Annotated in this window: 13 protein-coding genes and 1 tRNA gene; 7 read left to right on the top strand and 7 right to left on the bottom strand. The window is 65.1% G+C overall.

The window, feature by feature from the left end:
- Nucleotides 1-33 precede the first annotated feature (33 nt).
- Entirely contained in the window at nt 34-345 is a 312-nt protein-coding gene (locus tag DSAT_RS09275; RefSeq protein ID WP_020887241.1) for a hypothetical protein, read from the top strand.
- Between the two features lie 64 nt (nt 346-409).
- Here DSAT_RS09275 and DSAT_RS09270 read toward each other — a convergent pair.
- Nucleotides 410-486 (bottom strand) — tRNA-Pro (locus DSAT_RS09270).
- Nucleotides 487-852: 366 nt separating this feature from the next.
- Between DSAT_RS09270 and DSAT_RS09265 the strand changes: the two genes are divergently transcribed.
- From DSAT_RS09265 to DSAT_RS09250, 4 genes are all read left to right on the top strand, one after another.
- The gene (locus DSAT_RS09265) at nt 853-2385 is read left to right on the top strand and encodes an SDR family oxidoreductase (protein WP_020887240.1); all 1533 of its coding nucleotides are present in this window, start codon (nt 853-855) and stop codon (nt 2383-2385) included.
- A gap of 119 nt (nt 2386-2504) precedes the next feature.
- Complete coding sequence (locus DSAT_RS09260) at nt 2505-3659, top strand: OmpA family protein (RefSeq protein WP_020887239.1); 1155 nt, start codon at nt 2505-2507, stop codon at nt 3657-3659.
- A 158-nt stretch (nt 3660-3817) separates the two neighbouring features.
- A complete protein-coding gene (locus DSAT_RS09255; protein WP_020887238.1) occupies nt 3818-4111 on the top strand; it encodes a hypothetical protein in 294 nt (97 codons plus the stop codon).
- 419 nt (nt 4112-4530) lie between these two features.
- Entirely contained in the window at nt 4531-6936 is a 2406-nt protein-coding gene (locus tag DSAT_RS09250; protein ID WP_020887237.1) for a putative bifunctional diguanylate cyclase/phosphodiesterase, read from the top strand.
- A gap of 10 nt (nt 6937-6946) precedes the next feature.
- Here DSAT_RS09250 and rnr read toward each other — a convergent pair whose 3' ends face one another.
- The 4 genes from rnr to DSAT_RS09230 all read right to left on the bottom strand — a co-directional run bounded on the left by rnr (nt 6947) and on the right by DSAT_RS09230 (nt 12215).
- Entirely contained in the window at nt 6947-9289 is a 2343-nt protein-coding gene (rnr, locus tag DSAT_RS09245; protein WP_020887236.1) for a ribonuclease R, read from the bottom strand.
- A complete protein-coding gene (gene lpxK, locus DSAT_RS09240; RefSeq protein ID WP_020887235.1) occupies nt 9264-10382 on the bottom strand; it encodes a tetraacyldisaccharide 4'-kinase in 1119 nt (372 codons plus the stop codon). Before lpxK ends, rnr begins: the two co-directional genes overlap by 26 nt.
- Nucleotides 10383-10461: 79 nt before the next feature.
- Nucleotides 10462-11169, bottom strand: a complete 708-nt coding sequence (locus DSAT_RS09235) for a Bax inhibitor-1/YccA family protein (protein ID WP_020887234.1) — start codon at nt 11167-11169, stop codon at nt 10462-10464.
- Nucleotides 11170-11291: 122 nt separating this feature from the next.
- Nucleotides 11292-12215 (bottom strand): calcium/sodium antiporter, encoded by a 924-nt coding sequence (locus DSAT_RS09230; protein WP_040371036.1) that lies wholly within the window; start codon nt 12213-12215, stop codon nt 11292-11294.
- A 213-nt stretch (nt 12216-12428) separates the two neighbouring features.
- On the opposite strand from DSAT_RS09230, the gene DSAT_RS09225 reads away from it, so the two are divergent.
- Both DSAT_RS09225 and DSAT_RS15515 read left to right on the top strand, forming a co-directional pair.
- Nucleotides 12429-14105 carry an ABC1 kinase family protein gene (locus tag DSAT_RS09225; protein WP_020887232.1) on the top strand — a complete coding sequence of 559 codons (1677 nt, stop codon included), beginning with the start codon at nt 12429-12431 and terminating at the stop codon, nt 14103-14105.
- 32 nt (nt 14106-14137) lie between these two features.
- Complete coding sequence (locus tag DSAT_RS15515) at nt 14138-14482, top strand: hypothetical protein (RefSeq protein ID WP_020887231.1); 345 nt, start codon at nt 14138-14140, stop codon at nt 14480-14482.
- Here DSAT_RS15515 and DSAT_RS09215 read toward each other — a convergent pair.
- Both DSAT_RS09215 and DSAT_RS09210 read right to left on the bottom strand, forming a co-directional pair.
- Entirely contained in the window at nt 14477-15913 is a 1437-nt protein-coding gene (locus tag DSAT_RS09215; RefSeq protein WP_020887230.1) for a sensor histidine kinase, read from the bottom strand. The two genes, DSAT_RS15515 and DSAT_RS09215, sit on opposite strands and share 6 nt — an antisense overlap.
- On the bottom strand, nt 15900-16592 hold the full coding sequence (locus DSAT_RS09210; RefSeq protein WP_020887229.1) for a response regulator transcription factor: 693 nt from the start codon (nt 16590-16592) through the stop codon (nt 15900-15902). The genes DSAT_RS09215 and DSAT_RS09210 overlap by 14 nt, the downstream gene beginning before the upstream one ends.
- Between the last annotated feature and the right edge of the window lie 380 nt (nt 16593-16972).

The following is a 16972-nucleotide window of genomic DNA, read 5'->3' as shown; positions in this document are numbered from 1 at the left end:
TCCATACACGCCAGCGGACATCCGATCGAGTACATGGGCAGGCCGGTAAAGCGTCTGGACACCGCCTTGGAAACTACGGCCAGGGCCGCGAGGCTGCTCTACAACGTATGCATGCACGACGTGCGGCATCTCTGGATAACCACTGCCCTGGACCAGGAGCTTGAGCCATCAGCCATCGCCTACATGGCAGGCACATCCGTCGAGATGATCCACTCCAACTATTACGAGCCACGCGCGGCCGCCAGGGCCAGGGCCGTCGAGGTCATACCCACGCTCGCCGAAGAGTACCACCGAGACAGGCCGAGGAAGGTCGTCGGAACCAACGGGACTCGGGGGCGTATGTAGTGCAATTGTGCAATGCAAAAGCAGAAGGGCCGCCCCGAAGGACGGCCCAACTCTGCGAAATTACTGGTCGGGATGAGAGGATTTGAACCTCCGACCCCCTGAACCCCATTCAGGTGCGCTCCCAGTCTGCGCTACATCCCGACGCAGGGGAAGTCGTGTAGTCTTTTACCGAGGGGCTGTCAACGGATCGGGGCGCTTTTTTCGGGAAAGGCCCCTACTTCCCGCCAGATCAGGAGCGAGCTCGAATTCGCCAGCGCCTGCCATGTCCGGCATTGGCTCTCTCACGCCGCCTACGGCATCGCCGACTTGCCGCTCCCAATGGTCCTCTACTTTTTCCCGCAGCCTCATCTCTTCTGGCCATTCTTCTTATCATTATAGACACAGCGCTGCCCCCGTCCAAAACGGTCCATGCAGGCCAGTCCCCGGTCGCGATTGCAAGCGAACCGCCCTTGGCGTAGATGCGGAGGCATGTCGCCGCTCCCTCGCGGCCTCGGCAAGGAGACCAGCGTGCCCGAAGATAGACCCGTCCTCGTCACCGGCGCCACAGGTTATGTGGGCGGCCGTCTCGTTCCCCTCCTGTTGCAGCGCGGGCATCGCGTGCGCGCCGTGGCGCGCTCCGTGGACAAGCTGCGCTGCCGCCCCTGGGCCGCACACCCGAACCTGGAACTCGCCGCTGCCGACCTGCACGACGAAAAGTCGATGATCGCGGCCGCCACAGGCTGCGGCGCGGCCTACTATCTCGTCCACTCCATGAGCGCCAGTCACGACGACTTCGCCGCCGCCGACCGTCAGGCCGCCTACGTTATGGTCCGTGCCGCCAAGGCGGCCGGACTTTCGCGCATAATCTACCTCGGGGGCCTCGGAGACGCGTCCGACGATCTTTCCGAGCACCTGCGCTCGCGCGCCGAAACCGGCACGATCCTCGCCCTTGGCCCCGCGCCCGTGACCATCCTGCGCGCAGCCATGATCCTGGGCTCGGGCAGCGCCTCCTTCGAGATACTGCGCGGCTTGGCCGAACACTTGCCGGTGATGCTCACGCCGCGCTGGGTGCGCACGAAATCGCAGCCCATCGCCATCTCCAACGTGCTCGGATACCTCGCGGGCTGTCTGGAGCACCCCGAAACGATCGGCCAGACCTACGACATCGGCGGCCCGGAGATACTGACCTACGAGCAACTCATCCAGCTCTACGCCGAGGTCGCCGGGCTCAGGCGACGAATCATCATCCCGGTGCCGGTCCTCTCGCCCGCGCTCTCAGCCTACTGGCTCAAGCTCATCACCCCGGTTTCCATGTCCCTGGCCAGACCGCTGGTCGAAGGGCTGCGCAATGAATGCGTGGTCCGCGACGACTCCATCCGGACGATCATCCCCCAAGATCTGCTTTCCTGCCGCGAAACCATCGCCCGGGCCCTGGACAAGGTGCGGCAAAGCCAGGTGGACACCTGCTGGCACGACGCGGGAACGGCCTTTCCGGCCGAATGGACCCAGTGCGGCGACCCGAAATACGCGGGCGGCAAGGAACTGCAGTGCGGCTACCGCGCGGTGCTGGAGGCCTCGCCCGAGGACATCTGGCCCGTAGTGACCCGCATCGGCGGCGAAACGGGCTGGTACGCCTCCAACACCCTGTGGCGCATGCGCGGCCTGTTCGACCAGATCATCGCGGGCCCAGGTCTCAACCGAGGCCGCCGCCACCCCGAGGACATCCGCGTCGGAGACGCCCTGGATTTCTTTCGTGTGCTGTCGGTCGAGCCGCCGCAAAAACTCCTGCTGCACTCGGAAATGAAGACGCCGGGCGAGGCCTTCCTCGAGTTCCACGTCGAGGCCATCAGCCGCAACGCGACGGAGTTGACCATCCTGGCAAGGTTCCTGCCACGCGGGATCGCCGGGCTCATCTACTGGTATTCAGTCTACCCTGTGCACCACGCGGTCTTCTCGGGCATGCTCCGAGGCATGGCCAGGGCAACGGGCAAGACGATTCTGGAAGAGCCACGGCGCTACACGCGCGTCTTCGCCAACGCCTGCGCCATTTTCTTCAAATGACGGCGAATTCGGCCAATGGCGGCCTTTTTTATCCTTTTCCGTTGTTACATGCGCTGAATCGTGCTAGTCTTCTGGCAGTAAATTTCGCCTTTTCATCAACCAAACAGAAGGAAGTAGCCATGAACGGACGCTCCCGCTTCGCTTTCGCGACCATGGTCGCCGTGGCGATCATGCTCCTGGCCCAGTCGCCCGCCTTCGCCGCCAGTCAGATGGTGCGTAAGGTGGACAATTTCATCGTCCTCTTCGACATGTCCGGCTCCATGTCCTGGCGCTACTGCGACACCGACTCGCGCAAGGCCGATCTCGCCCTGGCCGACCTCAAGGCCATGAACGAATTGATCCCCGAGTTGGGCTACAACTCCGGCCTGGCCACCGTGGCCTCCTACCACAAGTATGCGGCACTCACACCGTATTCCCGTTCCGGCTACGCCGCCAACTTCACACCGCTTGGCGACGCCGTGGCGGCCAAGACGCTGCTCGGCCCCGCCACGCCGCTTGGCGACGGCATCCGTCAGGCCGGCGCGGACTTCACGAACCTCTCCGGCAAGACCGCCATCATCATCTTCTCCGACGGAGGCCAGAACACCGGGCGTGATCCCGTGGTCGCGGCCGAACAACTGCATAAGAACTCCGGCGGCAACATCTGCTTCCACACCGTGAGCTACGCCACCAAGCCGCATGACCAGGCTATCCTCGACGAAATCGCGGCCGTGGGCAACTGCGGCCATGCAGTGACCACCGTGGACATGGCCGATCCGGCCCGCCGCGCCCAGTTCGTCAAGGACGTCTTCTACACCGAGGCCGTGGCCGCCGCCCCGCTCGATCCCGATTCCGACGGCGACGGCGTGCCCGATTCGCGCGACGCCTGCCCCGACACCCCGCGCCACCTGAAGGTGGACGCGCGTGGCTGCCCCATTCCCATCAAAATGCGCCTTGAAATTCTCTTCGACTTCGACAAGTCCGACATCAAGCCCGCCTACGTGCCCGAAGTCGAAAAGGTCGCCACGCTGCTCAAGGCGCACCCGGAGGCCACCGTGCTCATCGAGGGCCACACCGATAATGTCGGCTCGGCCGCTTACAACATGGCTTTGTCCAAGCGTCGCGCCAAGGCCGTGGAAGACTACCTCGAAACCAAGCTCGGCATCGCGCCCAACCGCGTGCACTCCGAGGGCTTTGGCCTGACCAGGCCCATCGCCGACAACGCCACCGAGGAAGGCCGCGCCCACAACCGCCGCGTCGAAGCCACCTTCCAAAACCTCTTCGAACTGCGCTAACCCGCGCACATCGCCGGGTCTCGGGCCGGGACGCTTTCGCGTCCCGGCCTTTTTCGTTTGATGACATTTTCCCGACACCGATTTCTGGTGTGGAAAGCTGTGGGCAAATCTGCCACACTCTTTTTTATGCGCACTCGCACGAGGGGATCTCCCACGCCATGATGTCCGTGCAGGACGCGGCCCAGGAACTTCTGGCCGCTTTTGACCTCGATTTCGGAGACCACGGTATGGTCGTGCGTCTTTCGCCGGACGCCCCCGATCTCGTGCCCCAACTCGCCCTGACGGTCTTCGGCGGAGACGGGGCAGAGGAAATGGTCAAACTCTTCGAAGCCCTCTCGGCCATCGGGGAAAGCGAGGATCCCCACCTGTGCGAGATCGATGAAAAAGTCTGCGGACTTGACCACTTCCGCCACCTCGTGACAGAACTTGAACGCGCCCTCGGCCTCTGCTGAAAGATAGCCCACGCACCACCGTCGCTGCCGAATACCCCCGAAAAACAAAAAACGCCCGGGCAGGTCGCCCAGGCGTTCATGCGTTGGATCGTCGCGCCCAGATCAGACGCGGAGAGAATCAAGGCCGGACTTGGACTTCTTGCGGCCGTTGTCGAGAAGCGGGTCGAGCGCGCCCCCCAACATCTTGTTCACGAGGGACAAGGCCAAGCCGACGATACGTAGCGGAACATTCAACATAATCACCCAGTTGTAAGAGATTTGCCGTGCCGTGCGACTGCCTCCGCACGACGGTCGAAGAGCATCTAACCCTTTCCGCCTCCCATGGCAATACCCCTGATTTTCCCCGCCGGGCCTTGCCCCCAGGCCGCGGGTCTGGCATAGGCTCGAAAAAGTTGCCCACCAAGCGCCGGAGACCTTCTGTGACCGCCCCCCGATTCAGCGAAATACTTAAAAATCGGATATTTTTGACGGCCCTCGGGGCTCTGATCCTCTTTCCGGCCGGCCTCAAGCTGATCATCACGCCGAGCTTTTCGGCCATCATCACAGCCTCGGCACAATCCCAGGCAGAAACCATCGCTCGACACATCGCCCGGACCATCCACCTGAACGATCACCTGGAAGCCGGACATCGCACCATTCCTCATGGGACGGACTTCGTGATCCGCGATCTGATGGTCGACTTCGACGTGCTCAGGGTCCGCTTCCTCGATTCAGAGGGAACGGCCACGTTCTCCATTCCTCTCGCGGGCCAGGAAGCCGAGGGCATCCCGGCAGCCGCCCTGGGGGCGCTCAGGCGCGGAGAGCCGTTGTCGCGTCTCGTCAACGGGGCCGACTCCCCCGACGGAATGGCTGGCCCCCAGGTGCTCAGTCTGGTTCCGATCATGTCACGGATCGGGGATGGTCGATTCCTTGGGGCCTTCGAGATCATTCACGACGTGACCCCGATCATGGGCATGCTGCACCGTTTGACCGGATGGCTCGACGCCGCGGCCATCGGCGTGAGCCTCCTGCTCCTTCTGCTGGCCTACGCCGCAGTCAGACGCGAGGTGCAAGCCCGACAGGAACTGAGCAGAGCCTATTTGGAGATGGAGAACGTGGTGGCCGAGCGCACGACGAGTCTGCGCCTGGCTAACGAGGAATTGCAACTCATGGCCAAGGTTTTCGAGCATTCCCTGGATGGCATCAGCATCACCGATGGCGACGGGAAAATCCTGCGGGTCAATCCGGCTTTCTCGGCCATCACCGGGTACTCCCCTGAAGAGGTCATGGGACAGACCCCGCGCATCCTCAAGTCCGACCGACACGACGACGATTACTACCGCCGGATGTGGGGGGCAATTCTGAGCGAGGGCCAGTGGGAAGGCGAGATATGGAACCGCCGCAAGAACGGCGAAGCCTACCCGGAGTGGCTCTCCATCAGTTCCATCACGAACGAGGCTGGCGAGCCGACTCATTACGTGGCCGTGTTCCACGACATCTCGGAGATCAAGCGCTCCGAGGAGCTCATGAAGCACCAAGCCTATCACGACGCCCTGACCGGCCTGCCCAACCGTCTTTTGCTGCTCGACCGCCTCAAAGTGGCCATGAACCACTCCCGCCGCACCGGCGACAGACTCGCGCTGCTCTATCTCGACGTGGACAATTTCAAGACGGTCAACGACTCGTTGGGCCACTCCGTGGGCGATCTGCTGCTCATGTCCTTCGCCCATCGCCTGAAGAATCTTCTGCGCGAGCAGGATACGGTGGCCCGCCTGGGCGGCGACGAATTCGTGGTCATGGTCGAGGACGCCGAGGGCGAGTCGTCGGCCGTGGCCGTTGGCGAGCGCATACTCGACTCCCTGGGCGCGCCCTTCATGGTCAAGGGCCACGAACTTTACGTCACGGCCAGCGTGGGCATCACTATTTTTCCCGAGGACGGCGACACACCCGACGCGCTCATCAAGAACGCCGACCTGGCCATGTACCGCGCCAAGGAGACAGGCAAGAACAACTGCCAGCTCTTCACCCTGGCCATGAACGAACGCGCCCAGCAGCGCCTGGTCTTGGAAAAGGATCTGCGCAAGGCCATCGAAGGTCGCCACTTCGAGGTCTGGTACCAGCCCAAGGTCCATCTCCCCACCGGGGGCATCATAGGCATGGAGGCCCTGGTGCGCTGGCGGCGCGAGGACGGCTCGCTCACCCCGCCCCTCGAATTCATCCCCGTGGCAGAGGAAACCGGGATGATCGTGCCCATCGGCGAGCAGGTGCTCGAAGCCGCCTGCCGCCAGGCAAAGACTTGGCACGACAGCGGATACGGGCATCTGGCCCTGGCCGTGAATCTCTCGGTGCGCCAACTGGCCCACAAAGGACTCATAGACTTCATCGAGCGGCTGCTGCGCCGCACGGACATCGATCCATCCCTGCTCGAATTCGAGATCACGGAGACGGCCATCATGTCGCGCGTTGAGCAGGCAGTGGCCGTGCTGGAAGAGATCAGGAGGCTTGGCGCGCACATCACGGTGGACGATTTCGGCACGGGCTACTCGTCGCTCTACTACCTCAAACGCTTCCCCATCCGGGGGCTCAAGGTGGACCGCTCCTTCGTGAGCAACCTGCCGAGCGACGCCGACGATCTGGCCATTGTGCGCACGGTCGTTTCCATGGCCCGGGGGCTTGGGCTGCACGTCACGGCCGAGGGCGTAGAGAACGTCGCCCAGATGGAGACGCTGCGAAGTCTCGATTGCGATTTCGGACAGGGCTACCTGTACAGCCCCCCCCTGGCCGCGGGTGACTTCGAGCGGCTCCTGGAGACGAGCGGCGGCATTCTTAGGCCCAGATCACTGTGATCAACGGCCGTCAGGGGCGGCCCTTTCCCCCCCGTCTCACGCCACTTTTCCCCTTCCCGGACCGTCTGGCGGCATCGCCCCGGCCCTTGGCCGGGATGCGGCTGGCCTTGCCGCCCCCCTTCGCGCCGTCGGAAACCTTCACCCACCTGGGCTTTCGCTCGGGCGCGGCAGGCGGCTCCCCCTCCTCACCGCCCTCACCCCATTTCGGGGCTTGGTCCACAGGCACGAGCGTGACTTCCAGCCGGGCCAGATTGACCTCCTGCAACAGCACGCGCAAGCTCTGGCCGAGCCGGAACATGCGGCCCGTGCGTTCGCCGAGCAGCATCTGCCGTTCGGGGTGGAAGACGTAGTAATCGTCCGTCAAGAGCGAGACGCGAACCATGCCCTCGGCCATGACCTCGGAAAGTTCCACCCAAAAGCCGAAATCCGCGAGCCCCGAGATGACGCCCGAAAACTCGCGTCCAACCTTGTCGCGCAAAAAGAGCACGGTGACGCGCTTGAGCGTCTCGCGCTCCGCCTCCATGGCCGTGCGCTCGCGCGCCGAAAGATGGGTGCCCAGATCCTTCAGCTTCTTGCTGGGCATGGCCGCGCCGGAAGGCAGCGAAAGCGCGTGGCGCAGCGCGCGGTGGACCTGCAAGTCGGCGTAGCGCCGGATGGGCGAGGTGAAATGGCAGTAGCATTCGCTGGCCAGGCCGAAATGGCCCACGTTGTCCGGGGAGTACTTGGCCTGCATCATGGTGCGCAAGGTGAGGCGGTTGACCATGAACTCCGCGTCCGTGCCCTGGGCCGTCTGGAGCAGGGCTTGCAGCGCCTGCGGCGTGGTCTCCTCGGGAATCCTGGCCGCCATCTCGGTGTGGGCCAGCATCTTGTACAGCGAGCGGATCTTCTCGGGATCGGGCTCCTCATGGATGCGGAAGAGCAGGCCCGACCCGGCCGATTCGAGGAATTCGGCCACGGCCTCGTTGGCCGCGATCATGAACTCCTCGATGATCTGGTGGCCGAAGTGGCGCACCTTGGGCCGGATGTCCACGGTCTCGCCCGTGAGGTTGAACATGATCTCGGGCTCGGGCAGGTCGAAGTCCAGGCTGCCGCGCGCCTTGCGCTTGGCGTTCATGATCTTGGCTAGCTCGTAGGCGCGCAGGAGCATGGGCATGACGTGGGCGATGGCCGCGCGCTCCTCCTCGTCGCCGTCGATCACGGCGCGCTTGACCTGGGAATAGGTCAGCCGCGCCTTGCTCTTTATCACGGCCGGATAAAAGCTCGTCTTGCCGGGCTTGCCCTGGGCCGAAAAATCCATCTCCGCGACCATGGCCAGGCGCGGCACGTCCGGGTTGAGGCTGCACAGCCCGTTGGACAGTTCCTTGGGAAACATGGGCTCCACGGAGCGCGGGAAGTAGTAGGAGTTGGCCCGTTCCCTGGCCTCCACGTCCAGGGCGGAGCCCAGGCGCACGTAGTGGGAAACGTCGGCGATGGCCACCCACAGCGTGAAGCCGCGTCCCCGCCTGGCCACGAACACGGCGTCGTCGAAGTCGCGCGCCGTGGCCCCGTCGATGGTCACGAAATCCACGCCCCGCATGTCCTTGCGCCCCTGCATGTCGGCCGCGCTGGGTTCGGCGGGCAGGGCCAGGGCCTCTTCCACGCAGGCCCTGGGAAATTTCATTGGGATGTTGTGGTTGTGCTTGACCATGGCCTCCTGCACGGCCACGTCCGTCTCCTCGCCCAACACGGCCGCGGCCTTGCCCGCCCACAACTCGCGGTCCAGCCGCTCGCCGGGCGTGACGTGGACGATGACCCCCGACTTGGGCATGGCGTCGTCCGCGAAGGGGACCATGAACAGCATGTGCTGGCGCGGGTCCGTGGGCTGGCAGAGCATGTAGCCTTGGCCCAGGGGCCTGTCGGTGCGGCAGGGAATCTCCTCCAGGCGGCGCTCGATGACGCGCACGATGCGGCCCGCGGGATTCTTCCCCTGGCGCTCGCGCGAGACCGCCACCACCACGCGGTCGCCGTGCCAGGCCTCGCCGAAATCCTGCGGCGGCACGAAGATGTCCGCCTTGCGCTTGGGATCCTCGGGGATCACGTAGCCCACCCCCGAGCGCTGGATCTCCAGCTTGCCCGTGACCATGTGCATCTGCTCGGTCAGGCCGTAGGCGTTGCCTCGCGTGACGATGACCTTGCCCTGGCGGGCAAGCTCGTCCATGACCGCGAACAGCGAGCTCTTGTACTGCTTGTGCAGCTTGAGCGCCTTGAGCAGGTCGCGGCCGGTCATGGGCTTGCCCACGCGGCGCATGGCGTCCAGGACATTCTTGGCGTCCACCACGCCGGGCGTGTCAGTCTTTTTCTTCGCGCGGGCCATCGCCCCTCCTTGCAGCCGCGAGATCGAACAGGCGGCGGTCCATGAGTCGTTCGAAAGATTCGTCGCAATAGGCACTCTCGCCGAAGGAGACGTCCACGTCCAGCACCAACCCTTCGGGCAAGAGCGCGGGGTCGATCTTGACCGCGTCCTTGGCCGTGACGACAACGTGCGGCGCATTTTCACGCGCGGCCTCGGCGCGCACCGCGCGCAATTCGTCGGGCCCGAAGGCAAAGTGGTCGGGAAAGGCCAGCACCGAGGCGGGCGGATAGCCCAGGAGCATCCCGGCCGTGGCCGCCACCTGCCCCGGATTGGCCACCCCGCAAGCCAGCACGTACGCCTCGCCCGAAAGCCTCTGAAGCGGCGGTCCGCCCGCGAGCGGCGAAAGGCCGACGGGGCCGAGGCAAAAGGCGAAGACCGGCCGCTTGAACGGCCCGAGCCGGGATTTCACGGACGCGGCCAGCGGCCCAAACGTCCCGTCCGGGGTCTTGACCAGAAAGACGTCGGCGCGCGAAAGCGCGCCCTCGCCCTCGCGCCAGTATCCCGCCGGAAAGACGCGCCCCCACTCCTCGCCCAAATCCTCGGGCCGAAGCAGGCAAAGATTCAGGTCACGGGCCACGGCCAGATGCTGGAACCCGTCGTCGAGCACGAACAGATCGGGCGAAAATTCGCGCCCCGCGAACGCGCCGCCGCGCGCCCGCACCGGGTCCACGACCACGTGCGCGCCAGGGCAGGAGCGGGCCAGGAGCAGCGGCTCGTCGCCCGCGACAGCGGGCGGATCGCCGGGCGAAACGGTCCACGGCAAATGCGGCGGGCGGGCGCGGTAGCCGCGCGTGAGCACGCAAGGGACGAGGGAGCGAGCCAGGGCCTGGCGGCACAGCCAGGCGGTGACGGGCGTCTTGCCCGTGCCGCCCATGGCGATGTTGCCCACCGAGACCACGGGAGCGGCCATACGGGTCGTGCGGAAAAATGGCGCGAGGTCGTGCGTGAAGGCTCTTTCACGCAGGCGCATGAGCCCGGCCCATGCCGCCCCGGCCGGGGCCAGGAGTCCTGCCAGGATGCCTCTGGGGCCGGACGTGGAAAGTCGGCCGGACATATGGCCTCGCACGAAGATGCGTGTCCGCTCCCCGCCGGGAGATATTCCTCCCGGCGGGACGGACGGTTGGCCGCGACGACTAGTCGCGATTGCCGCCGAAGAAACGCAGCAGCATGAGGAAGAGGTTGATGAAGTCGAGATACAACGTCAGTGCGCCCAGGATCACGCCGCGACGCATGACGAGCGCGTCGTCCATGGGCGCGGTCTCGGCCATGGTCTTCAGGCGCTGGGTGTCGTAGGCCGTGAGGCCGACGAAGACCAGCACGCCCACGCCCGAAACCACGAAGTCCAGGGCCGGGCTGCGCAGGAAGATGTTCACCACCGAGGCCAGGATCACGCCGATCAGGCCCATGAACAGGAACGAGCCCCAGGAGGTGAGGTCCTTTTTGGTGGTGTAGCCGTATATGCTCATGGCGCCAAACATGCCTGCGGCCGTGAAGAAGGCCTTGGAGATGGCAGCCGGGGAGTAGGCCAGGAAGACGAAGGACAGCGAGAGCCCCATGAGGGCGCTGTAGAGCAGGAACAGGCCCGAGGCGGCGTTGGCCGAAAGGCGGTTGATCATGCCGCTGAGCACGAAGACCAGGACCAGGGGGGAGAGCATCACCACCCAGGGCATGATCGGGTTTCCGTAAATGACCTGGAGCAGAGCCGGACTCGAGGCCGTGAACAAGGCCAGCGCCGCGGTGGTCAGAAGACCGCCGCACATCCAGGTGTAAACGCCGCGCATGAAGGCGTTCAGGACTTCGGGCTTGGCTTGGGCCCGGCGCATGGTCTCAAAACGATTCATCGTTGATTTCCTCCCATTTTCGGTTGAGTCAGTCGGCAAAAATAAACAGTTTTTCCCCATCAGGCAAGGGAAACCGGCCGTGGCGCTCCCGAAACGCCCGGTTTGCGCCCTCTTCAGGGCTTTCAGCCGCGCCAGGCCACGCCAATGACGAGGAGATTGAGGAGCATGAGCAAGAGCCCCTCAAGGCGCGAGACACGCCAGCCTGTACGCATAAGTACGAGAGCCAGGGCCACGAAGCCCAGGTTCAGGGCCGCGCCTGCCACGGCCTGCGGGGAAGGAGAAAGCGGGCTGATGACGCAGGTCAGCCCCAATACGCCTGCGTAATTGAAGATATTGCTGCCCACGAGGTTTCCGAGCAGCATGTCTCCCCGGCCACGCAGCGCCGCCGCAAGGCAGGTTGCGAGTTCGGGCAGCGAGGTGCCCACGGCCACGAGGGTCAGCCCGATAAACCACTCGCTGACTCCGGCCAGACGGGCCAGATTCGCGGCCGTCTCCACAAGCAGCGTGCCGCCCACGGCCACTCCCGCGAATCCGGCGAGAAGGCGCGGATAGTCCCACCAGCGGGCCGTGCGGCCGTCGCCCGCCTCGCAGGCGGCGTCGCACTCGCGGTTCCGAAAGAGCAGCCAGAGATAGCCCGCGAGAAAGCCCAGCAGGCCGAGCCCCGTGAGCGGGCCGAGCGCCTCGCGCCATGCGGCCAGGGCCACGCCTCCGGTGAGCAGCAGCAAAAAACCGCCGTCGCGCAGGACCAGAAGGCGGGAGGCGGCCACCGGAACCACGAAGGCGCAAAGCCCGAGCACGAGTCCGAGGTTGGCGAAGTTGGAGCCGACCACGTTGGCCAGCGAGATGTCGGGCATCTGCTTCACCGAGGCGGAGAGCGTGACCAGGAACTCCGGGGCCGAGGTGCCGAAGGCCACGATGGTCAGGCCAATGACCAGCTCGGAGACGCCCCGCGAGCGGGCGATTGCCGCCGCGCTTTCCACGATCCAGTCCGCCGTGCGCCACAGGAGCACCACGGCGAGCAGCGCGAATGCCAAGTCGACGAACATCCGGGGTTTGTAGCCCGCACAAAGCCTCCAGGGCAAGGCCCTCAGGCTGCCGAAAAAGTCCCATCTGCGGCGCTTTCTTGCGCCTTGCATCTGGGCCTTTTTGAGCAGCCTGAGAAAGGGGGCAACAGTCTCAGAGCAAAGCTTCGGGTCGTCGTCCGCCGGGCATAGCCAGCGGCGGCCGCCTTTGCTACATTGCGGAGTCGGAGAACCCGCATGGAAAACCCGTTCAGCATCATCACCCGCTCCACCGCCTCCATCGGGAGGCTGAAGGACATCGCCCTGATCCTGGCCCGCCATGGCTTCGGAGAAGTTCTCGACCTCGTGCGCCTGCCCTTCAGACGGCCTCGTTGCGAAACTTGCGAAACAACCGGCGAGCGCAACGTGTGGACAAAAATCAGGATGGCCATGGAGGACCTGGGGCCGACCTTCATCAAGGTCGGCCAGGTGCTGTCGCTTCGTCCCGACCTCGTGCCCCTGGAGCTCTGCGAGGAACTGAAACACCTGCAAGAGGACGTCCATCCCGAGCCGTTCGAGGAAATCCGCGCCCACGTGGAACGGACCTACGGCATGCCACTCTCGGACATCTTCTCCTTCTTCGACGAGACGCCCACGGCCGCGGCCTCGCTCTCGCAGGTGCACCGGGCCCGCCTTCGCCACGGCCCCTTCGCGGGCCGCGACATGGCCGTCAAGGTACGACGCCCCCGCGTTCTTGCCACCGTGGAGGCCGACCTCGACATCATGGCCTATCTCGCGGGCGTCCTGCACGAACGGGTGGAGTCGCTACGCGCCGTGAACATCCCCGACGTGGTGGCCGAGGTCAAAAAATCCCTGCGCCGGGAATTGGATTTCATCAACGAGGCACGCAACATCCAACTCTTCAGAGCCATGTTCGCCGACGACCCCGAAATCACCGCCCCGGCAGTGGCCGAGGACTGGGCAAGATCCGACGTGCTGATCATGGAGTTCATGGAGGGCGCTCGCCTGGACAAGTACGACGGCCCGCCCGAGGAGCGGGAGCGCATCGCCCACGCGGGCCTGCGCTGCGCAGTGGCCCAGATGCTCGAACACGGCATGTTCCATGCCGATCCGCACCTGGGCAACGTGCGCATCCTGTCCGACGGCCGCCTGTGTTACTTCGACTGGGGGCTTGTCGGACGCCTCTCGGCCGACATGCGCCAGGCCCTGGTGGACTACATCATCGGCCTGGCCCAGAACGATCCGGTCCGAGTGGCCAAGATCGCCCTGGAGATGGCTGTGCGCGTGCCGCCGTTGCTCGATTTCCAACGTTTCGTCACCGACGTCATGTTCGTCATCGACAAGGTCCGCGCGCCCGTGGGCGGAAACGCCAACCTGGGCCGTTTCATGCTCGACCTGACCGAGATGTGCCGGGATTACGGCGTGCTGCTTCGCCCCGACTACATTCTCGTGGGCCGCGCGCTGCTCTCCACCGAGGCGTGCGGCCGGGTGCTCGCACCCGGCTTCGACGCCATGGAGGCGCTCAAACCCGTGGCCATGCGCTACGCCATCAAGCGCGCCTCGTTGATCTTTTCCGACAAGCCACTCCTGGGCGACTTGCAAGACTCGCTGCGCGCGCTCTCCCGCCTGCCGCAAAAAGCCGCCCACGTGCTCGAACTGGCCCAGGCGGGCAAGCTCACCGTGGAGTTGCGCCAGGGTGGCCTGGACCGCCAGATGTCCAATCTGCGCGGGGTGGCCTACGTCATCGCATCGGGTCTCGTGGCCGCCTCGCTCGTTATCGGTTCGTCGCTGATCTACGTCTCCGGAATCGGCCCCCATTGGCGCGGCATGCCGATATTCGGCCTTTCGGGCTTCACCATCTCGGGGCTTTTCGGCATGTGGCTGGTAGTGCACCTGATGAAAAAAACAAAGTGATCGCCCGCGCACGGGCATGGAAAGGACGCGACATGGACGGATTCGCCAAGGGATTGCTCATGGGGCTCGGACTCGGACTGATGGCCAAGGACGGCGCGCAGGACGCGCTGGCCAAGGCGGCGGAGGCGCTGGGCTCGCTCGCGGGCCAGGCCCAGGACGAGGCGCGGATCATGGCTAGGGCTGTGGCTGCGCAGTTCGCCGAGCGTGCCGAGCAGATGCGCGACAAGGGCAAGGCCGAGGCCATGACCATGGCCCGCGAGGCGGGCATGGCCACGCAGGACGAACTCGTCGAACTGCGAGCGCGGCTTGCGGCGCTGGAGAAACTGCTCGAAGAACGGGAATCCTCGGACGCGTCCGGGACTCCCGATGGCTCATAGACCCGGTTTTCCGGGCGAAGCCGCGTTGGCGGCGGCAAGGGCGGGCAGCACGATCCTGAAACGGCTGCCCACTCCCGGTTCTGACTCCACTTCGATGCGCCCGCCGTGCGAACTCGCGGCCCAGGCCGCGATGGCCAGCCCCAGGCCAGACCCGCCCGTGGTTCGCGAACGATCCTGACGCACGCGGTAGAAGCGATCGAAAATGCGCGGCAGGTGCTCGGCCTCGATGCCGGGTCCCTGGTCCTCGATCTCCACGACGTGTTCCTCCGCGCCTGTCACGATCCGGACAGTGACCGTGCTGCCGGGCGGAGAATGCCGTAGCGCATTGTGCAGCACGTTGTTCAGCGCCTGGGAAAGCACGCCGGGGTCGGCCATGACCATTGCTCCCTCGCGGCCCTCAAAAACGATGCGCTGCCCCCTCTCCTCGGCCAGAATATCGAGAAAATGCGCACTCTCCCCGGCCAGGGTCGAAACGTCCAGGGGCGACATGGCCAGCCTGACCTCGCCGCTGTCCGCGCGTGCGAGCAAAAGCAGCGTTTCCACCAGCGATGCGAGCTTGTCCGCCTCCTCCAGCATCTCGCCGACGACCTCGCGCAGATCCTCTGCGTCCCTGGCTTGGCGCAGCCCCTCTTCTCCCACGCTGCGCAGAACCATGAGCGGAGTGCGCAGTTCGTGCGAAACGTCGGCCGTGAAGTGCCGAAGCCGAGCGAAGGAGTCCTCCAGCCTGGCCAGGGTGTCGTTGAAAGCCTCGGCCAGACGGCCGAGTTCCTCGTACTGGCCATCCACGGGCAAGCGCTCGGACAGGCGCTTGGCGCGGATGCGCCCGGCCAGCGCGGCCATCTCGCCCACCGGCCGGAGCAGCCGCCCGGCGGCCAGATAGGCCAGAAACCCAGCGACCAGGACCCCCAAAGGCACCAGCAGGATATAGACGCGGACGAAGGCTTTCAGTTCGCGCTCCATGGGGCCGAGGCTCCTGGCCACGGTGACGTCGAAGATGCGGCCATCTGCGGCCGCCACGCGACGCGTGAGCACGCGCAGGTTCCGCTCCGGCATCTCCGGGGGAGAATGATCTTGCCACCTAGTGGAACCGACCGGCGCATCGCTGTCGAACGCGGAATGGGGCAAGACTGCGCCTTGTTCCCTGGGGTGGTGCGAAAAGACGATTTCCCCGTCGCTCGTCCGGATAATTGCCCAGCGTAGGGGAAAGATGTCCTCGACCCGCTCCGCATCGCCCCCATCAGCCTCGGTCTCTGCGACTCTGGCGGCGAAGAGCGCGGTCCTGACGTCCGCGCCGAGCCGCTCGTCAAGCTGCTCGCTCAGAACCTGGCGCAAGGTCAGCCACGCCAAAAGCGTGTACAGGAGAAGAAGAAGGGCCAAGCTGACGGCGAAGAACCAGGCCAGACGGGCGCGCAGGCGTCTAGCTCCCGCCACCGGCCTCCTCCCTGAGCACGAAGCCGAGCCCCCTGACCGTGTGGATGAGCCGCTTGCCCCTGCCATGATCCACCTTCTTGCGCAGCCGGGTGATGTGCACGTCAATGACGTTGTCCAGCGGCGTGGCCCGGCGCGAGGCCTTCCAGACGTCGGTGGAGAGCATGGCCCTGGTGACGATCTGGCCGGCGTGGCGCATGAGGTATTCGAGGAGGTCGTACTCCTTCGCGGTGAGCGCGATCTCCCTGCCTCCACGCGACACCGCGCGCGACACCAAATCCATCTCCAGATCGGCCACGCGAAGCTTCAGAACGTCCTCGGGCCTGCCGCGCCGCAATAGCGCTCTGATACGGGCCAAAAGTTCGGGAAAGGCGAAAGGTTTGGCCAGATAGTCGTCCGCGCCCTGGTCCAGGCCCCGCACACGGTCGTCAACGCCGTCGCGCGCGGTGAGCACGATCACGGGCGTGTGCACCCCCCGGCCGCGCAACGCGTTCAGGATTTCCAGGCCGTCGCGGCCCGGCAGCATGAGATCGAGAACGATGATCTCGAAGGATTCGGTGCTGGCCTGGAAAAAGCCCTCCTCGCCGCTGGCGGCGACCACGGTGTCGAACCCCTCGGCCTTGAGCCCGCTGCTGATGGCCTCGGCAACCGTGGGCTCATCCTCGACAATCAAGATGCGCATCGCTCTCCTCCCGCCATCACACCGCGTCCGGCCGCATGGCGACACTCCCTGAACGAATCGTGACGACAAAATTCATGTTTTCGAAAGAAGGACCCTTCGCCCGCCGCCTCGCCGTCAAGTGTTAGCCGCGCAACGGCGAACCGCAGGATATTTCGGGTTCCCCGCCACAAGGCGCGGCGGCCGCGCTCAACGAAAAAGGCGCACCTTCCGGGGCTCGCCGCATATCGTGTAGCAAAGAAGGAACGACCGCCGCAAGTCGCCTTGCCGCTTCGCGGACGTTTAAGAAATTTTTCACTTGAAATATTGTCCGGCCCGAGATACCACTCGCCGCTGAGAACCCTCTGGAAAGCTGCAGCGTGGACCAAGGCCGTGCCCCAAAA

The organism is Alkalidesulfovibrio alkalitolerans DSM 16529, from assembly GCF_000422245.1.
Lineage (GTDB): Bacteria > Desulfobacterota > Desulfovibrionia > Desulfovibrionales > Desulfovibrionaceae > Alkalidesulfovibrio > Alkalidesulfovibrio alkalitolerans.
The sequence above is the reverse complement of the archived record's forward strand: the minus strand, read 5'-3'. Positions and strand labels throughout refer to the sequence as shown.

Coding starts and splice junctions, on each gene's coding strand:
- DSAT_RS09275 (WP_020887241.1), top strand. CDS start 34: ATGGGCAGGCCGGTAAAGCGTCTGGACACCGCCTTGGAAACTACGGCC.
- DSAT_RS09260 (WP_020887239.1), top strand. CDS start 2,505: ATGAACGGACGCTCCCGCTTCGCTTTCGCGACCATGGTCGCCGTGGCG.
- DSAT_RS09255 (WP_020887238.1), top strand. CDS start 3,818: ATGATGTCCGTGCAGGACGCGGCCCAGGAACTTCTGGCCGCTTTTGAC.
- rnr (WP_020887236.1), bottom strand. CDS start 9,289: ATGGCCCGCGCGAAGAAAAAGACTGACACGCCCGGCGTGGTGGACGCC.
- lpxK (WP_020887235.1), bottom strand. CDS start 10,382: ATGTCCGGCCGACTTTCCACGTCCGGCCCCAGAGGCATCCTGGCAGGA.
- DSAT_RS09235 (WP_020887234.1), bottom strand. CDS start 11,169: ATGAATCGTTTTGAGACCATGCGCCGGGCCCAAGCCAAGCCCGAAGTC.
- DSAT_RS09230 (WP_040371036.1), bottom strand. CDS start 12,215: ATGTTCGTCGACTTGGCATTCGCGCTGCTCGCCGTGGTGCTCCTGTGG.
- DSAT_RS09225 (WP_020887232.1), top strand. CDS start 12,429: ATGGAAAACCCGTTCAGCATCATCACCCGCTCCACCGCCTCCATCGGG.
- DSAT_RS15515 (WP_020887231.1), top strand. CDS start 14,138: ATGGACGGATTCGCCAAGGGATTGCTCATGGGGCTCGGACTCGGACTG.
- DSAT_RS09210 (WP_020887229.1), bottom strand. CDS start 16,592: ATGCGCATCTTGATTGTCGAGGATGAGCCCACGGTTGCCGAGGCCATC.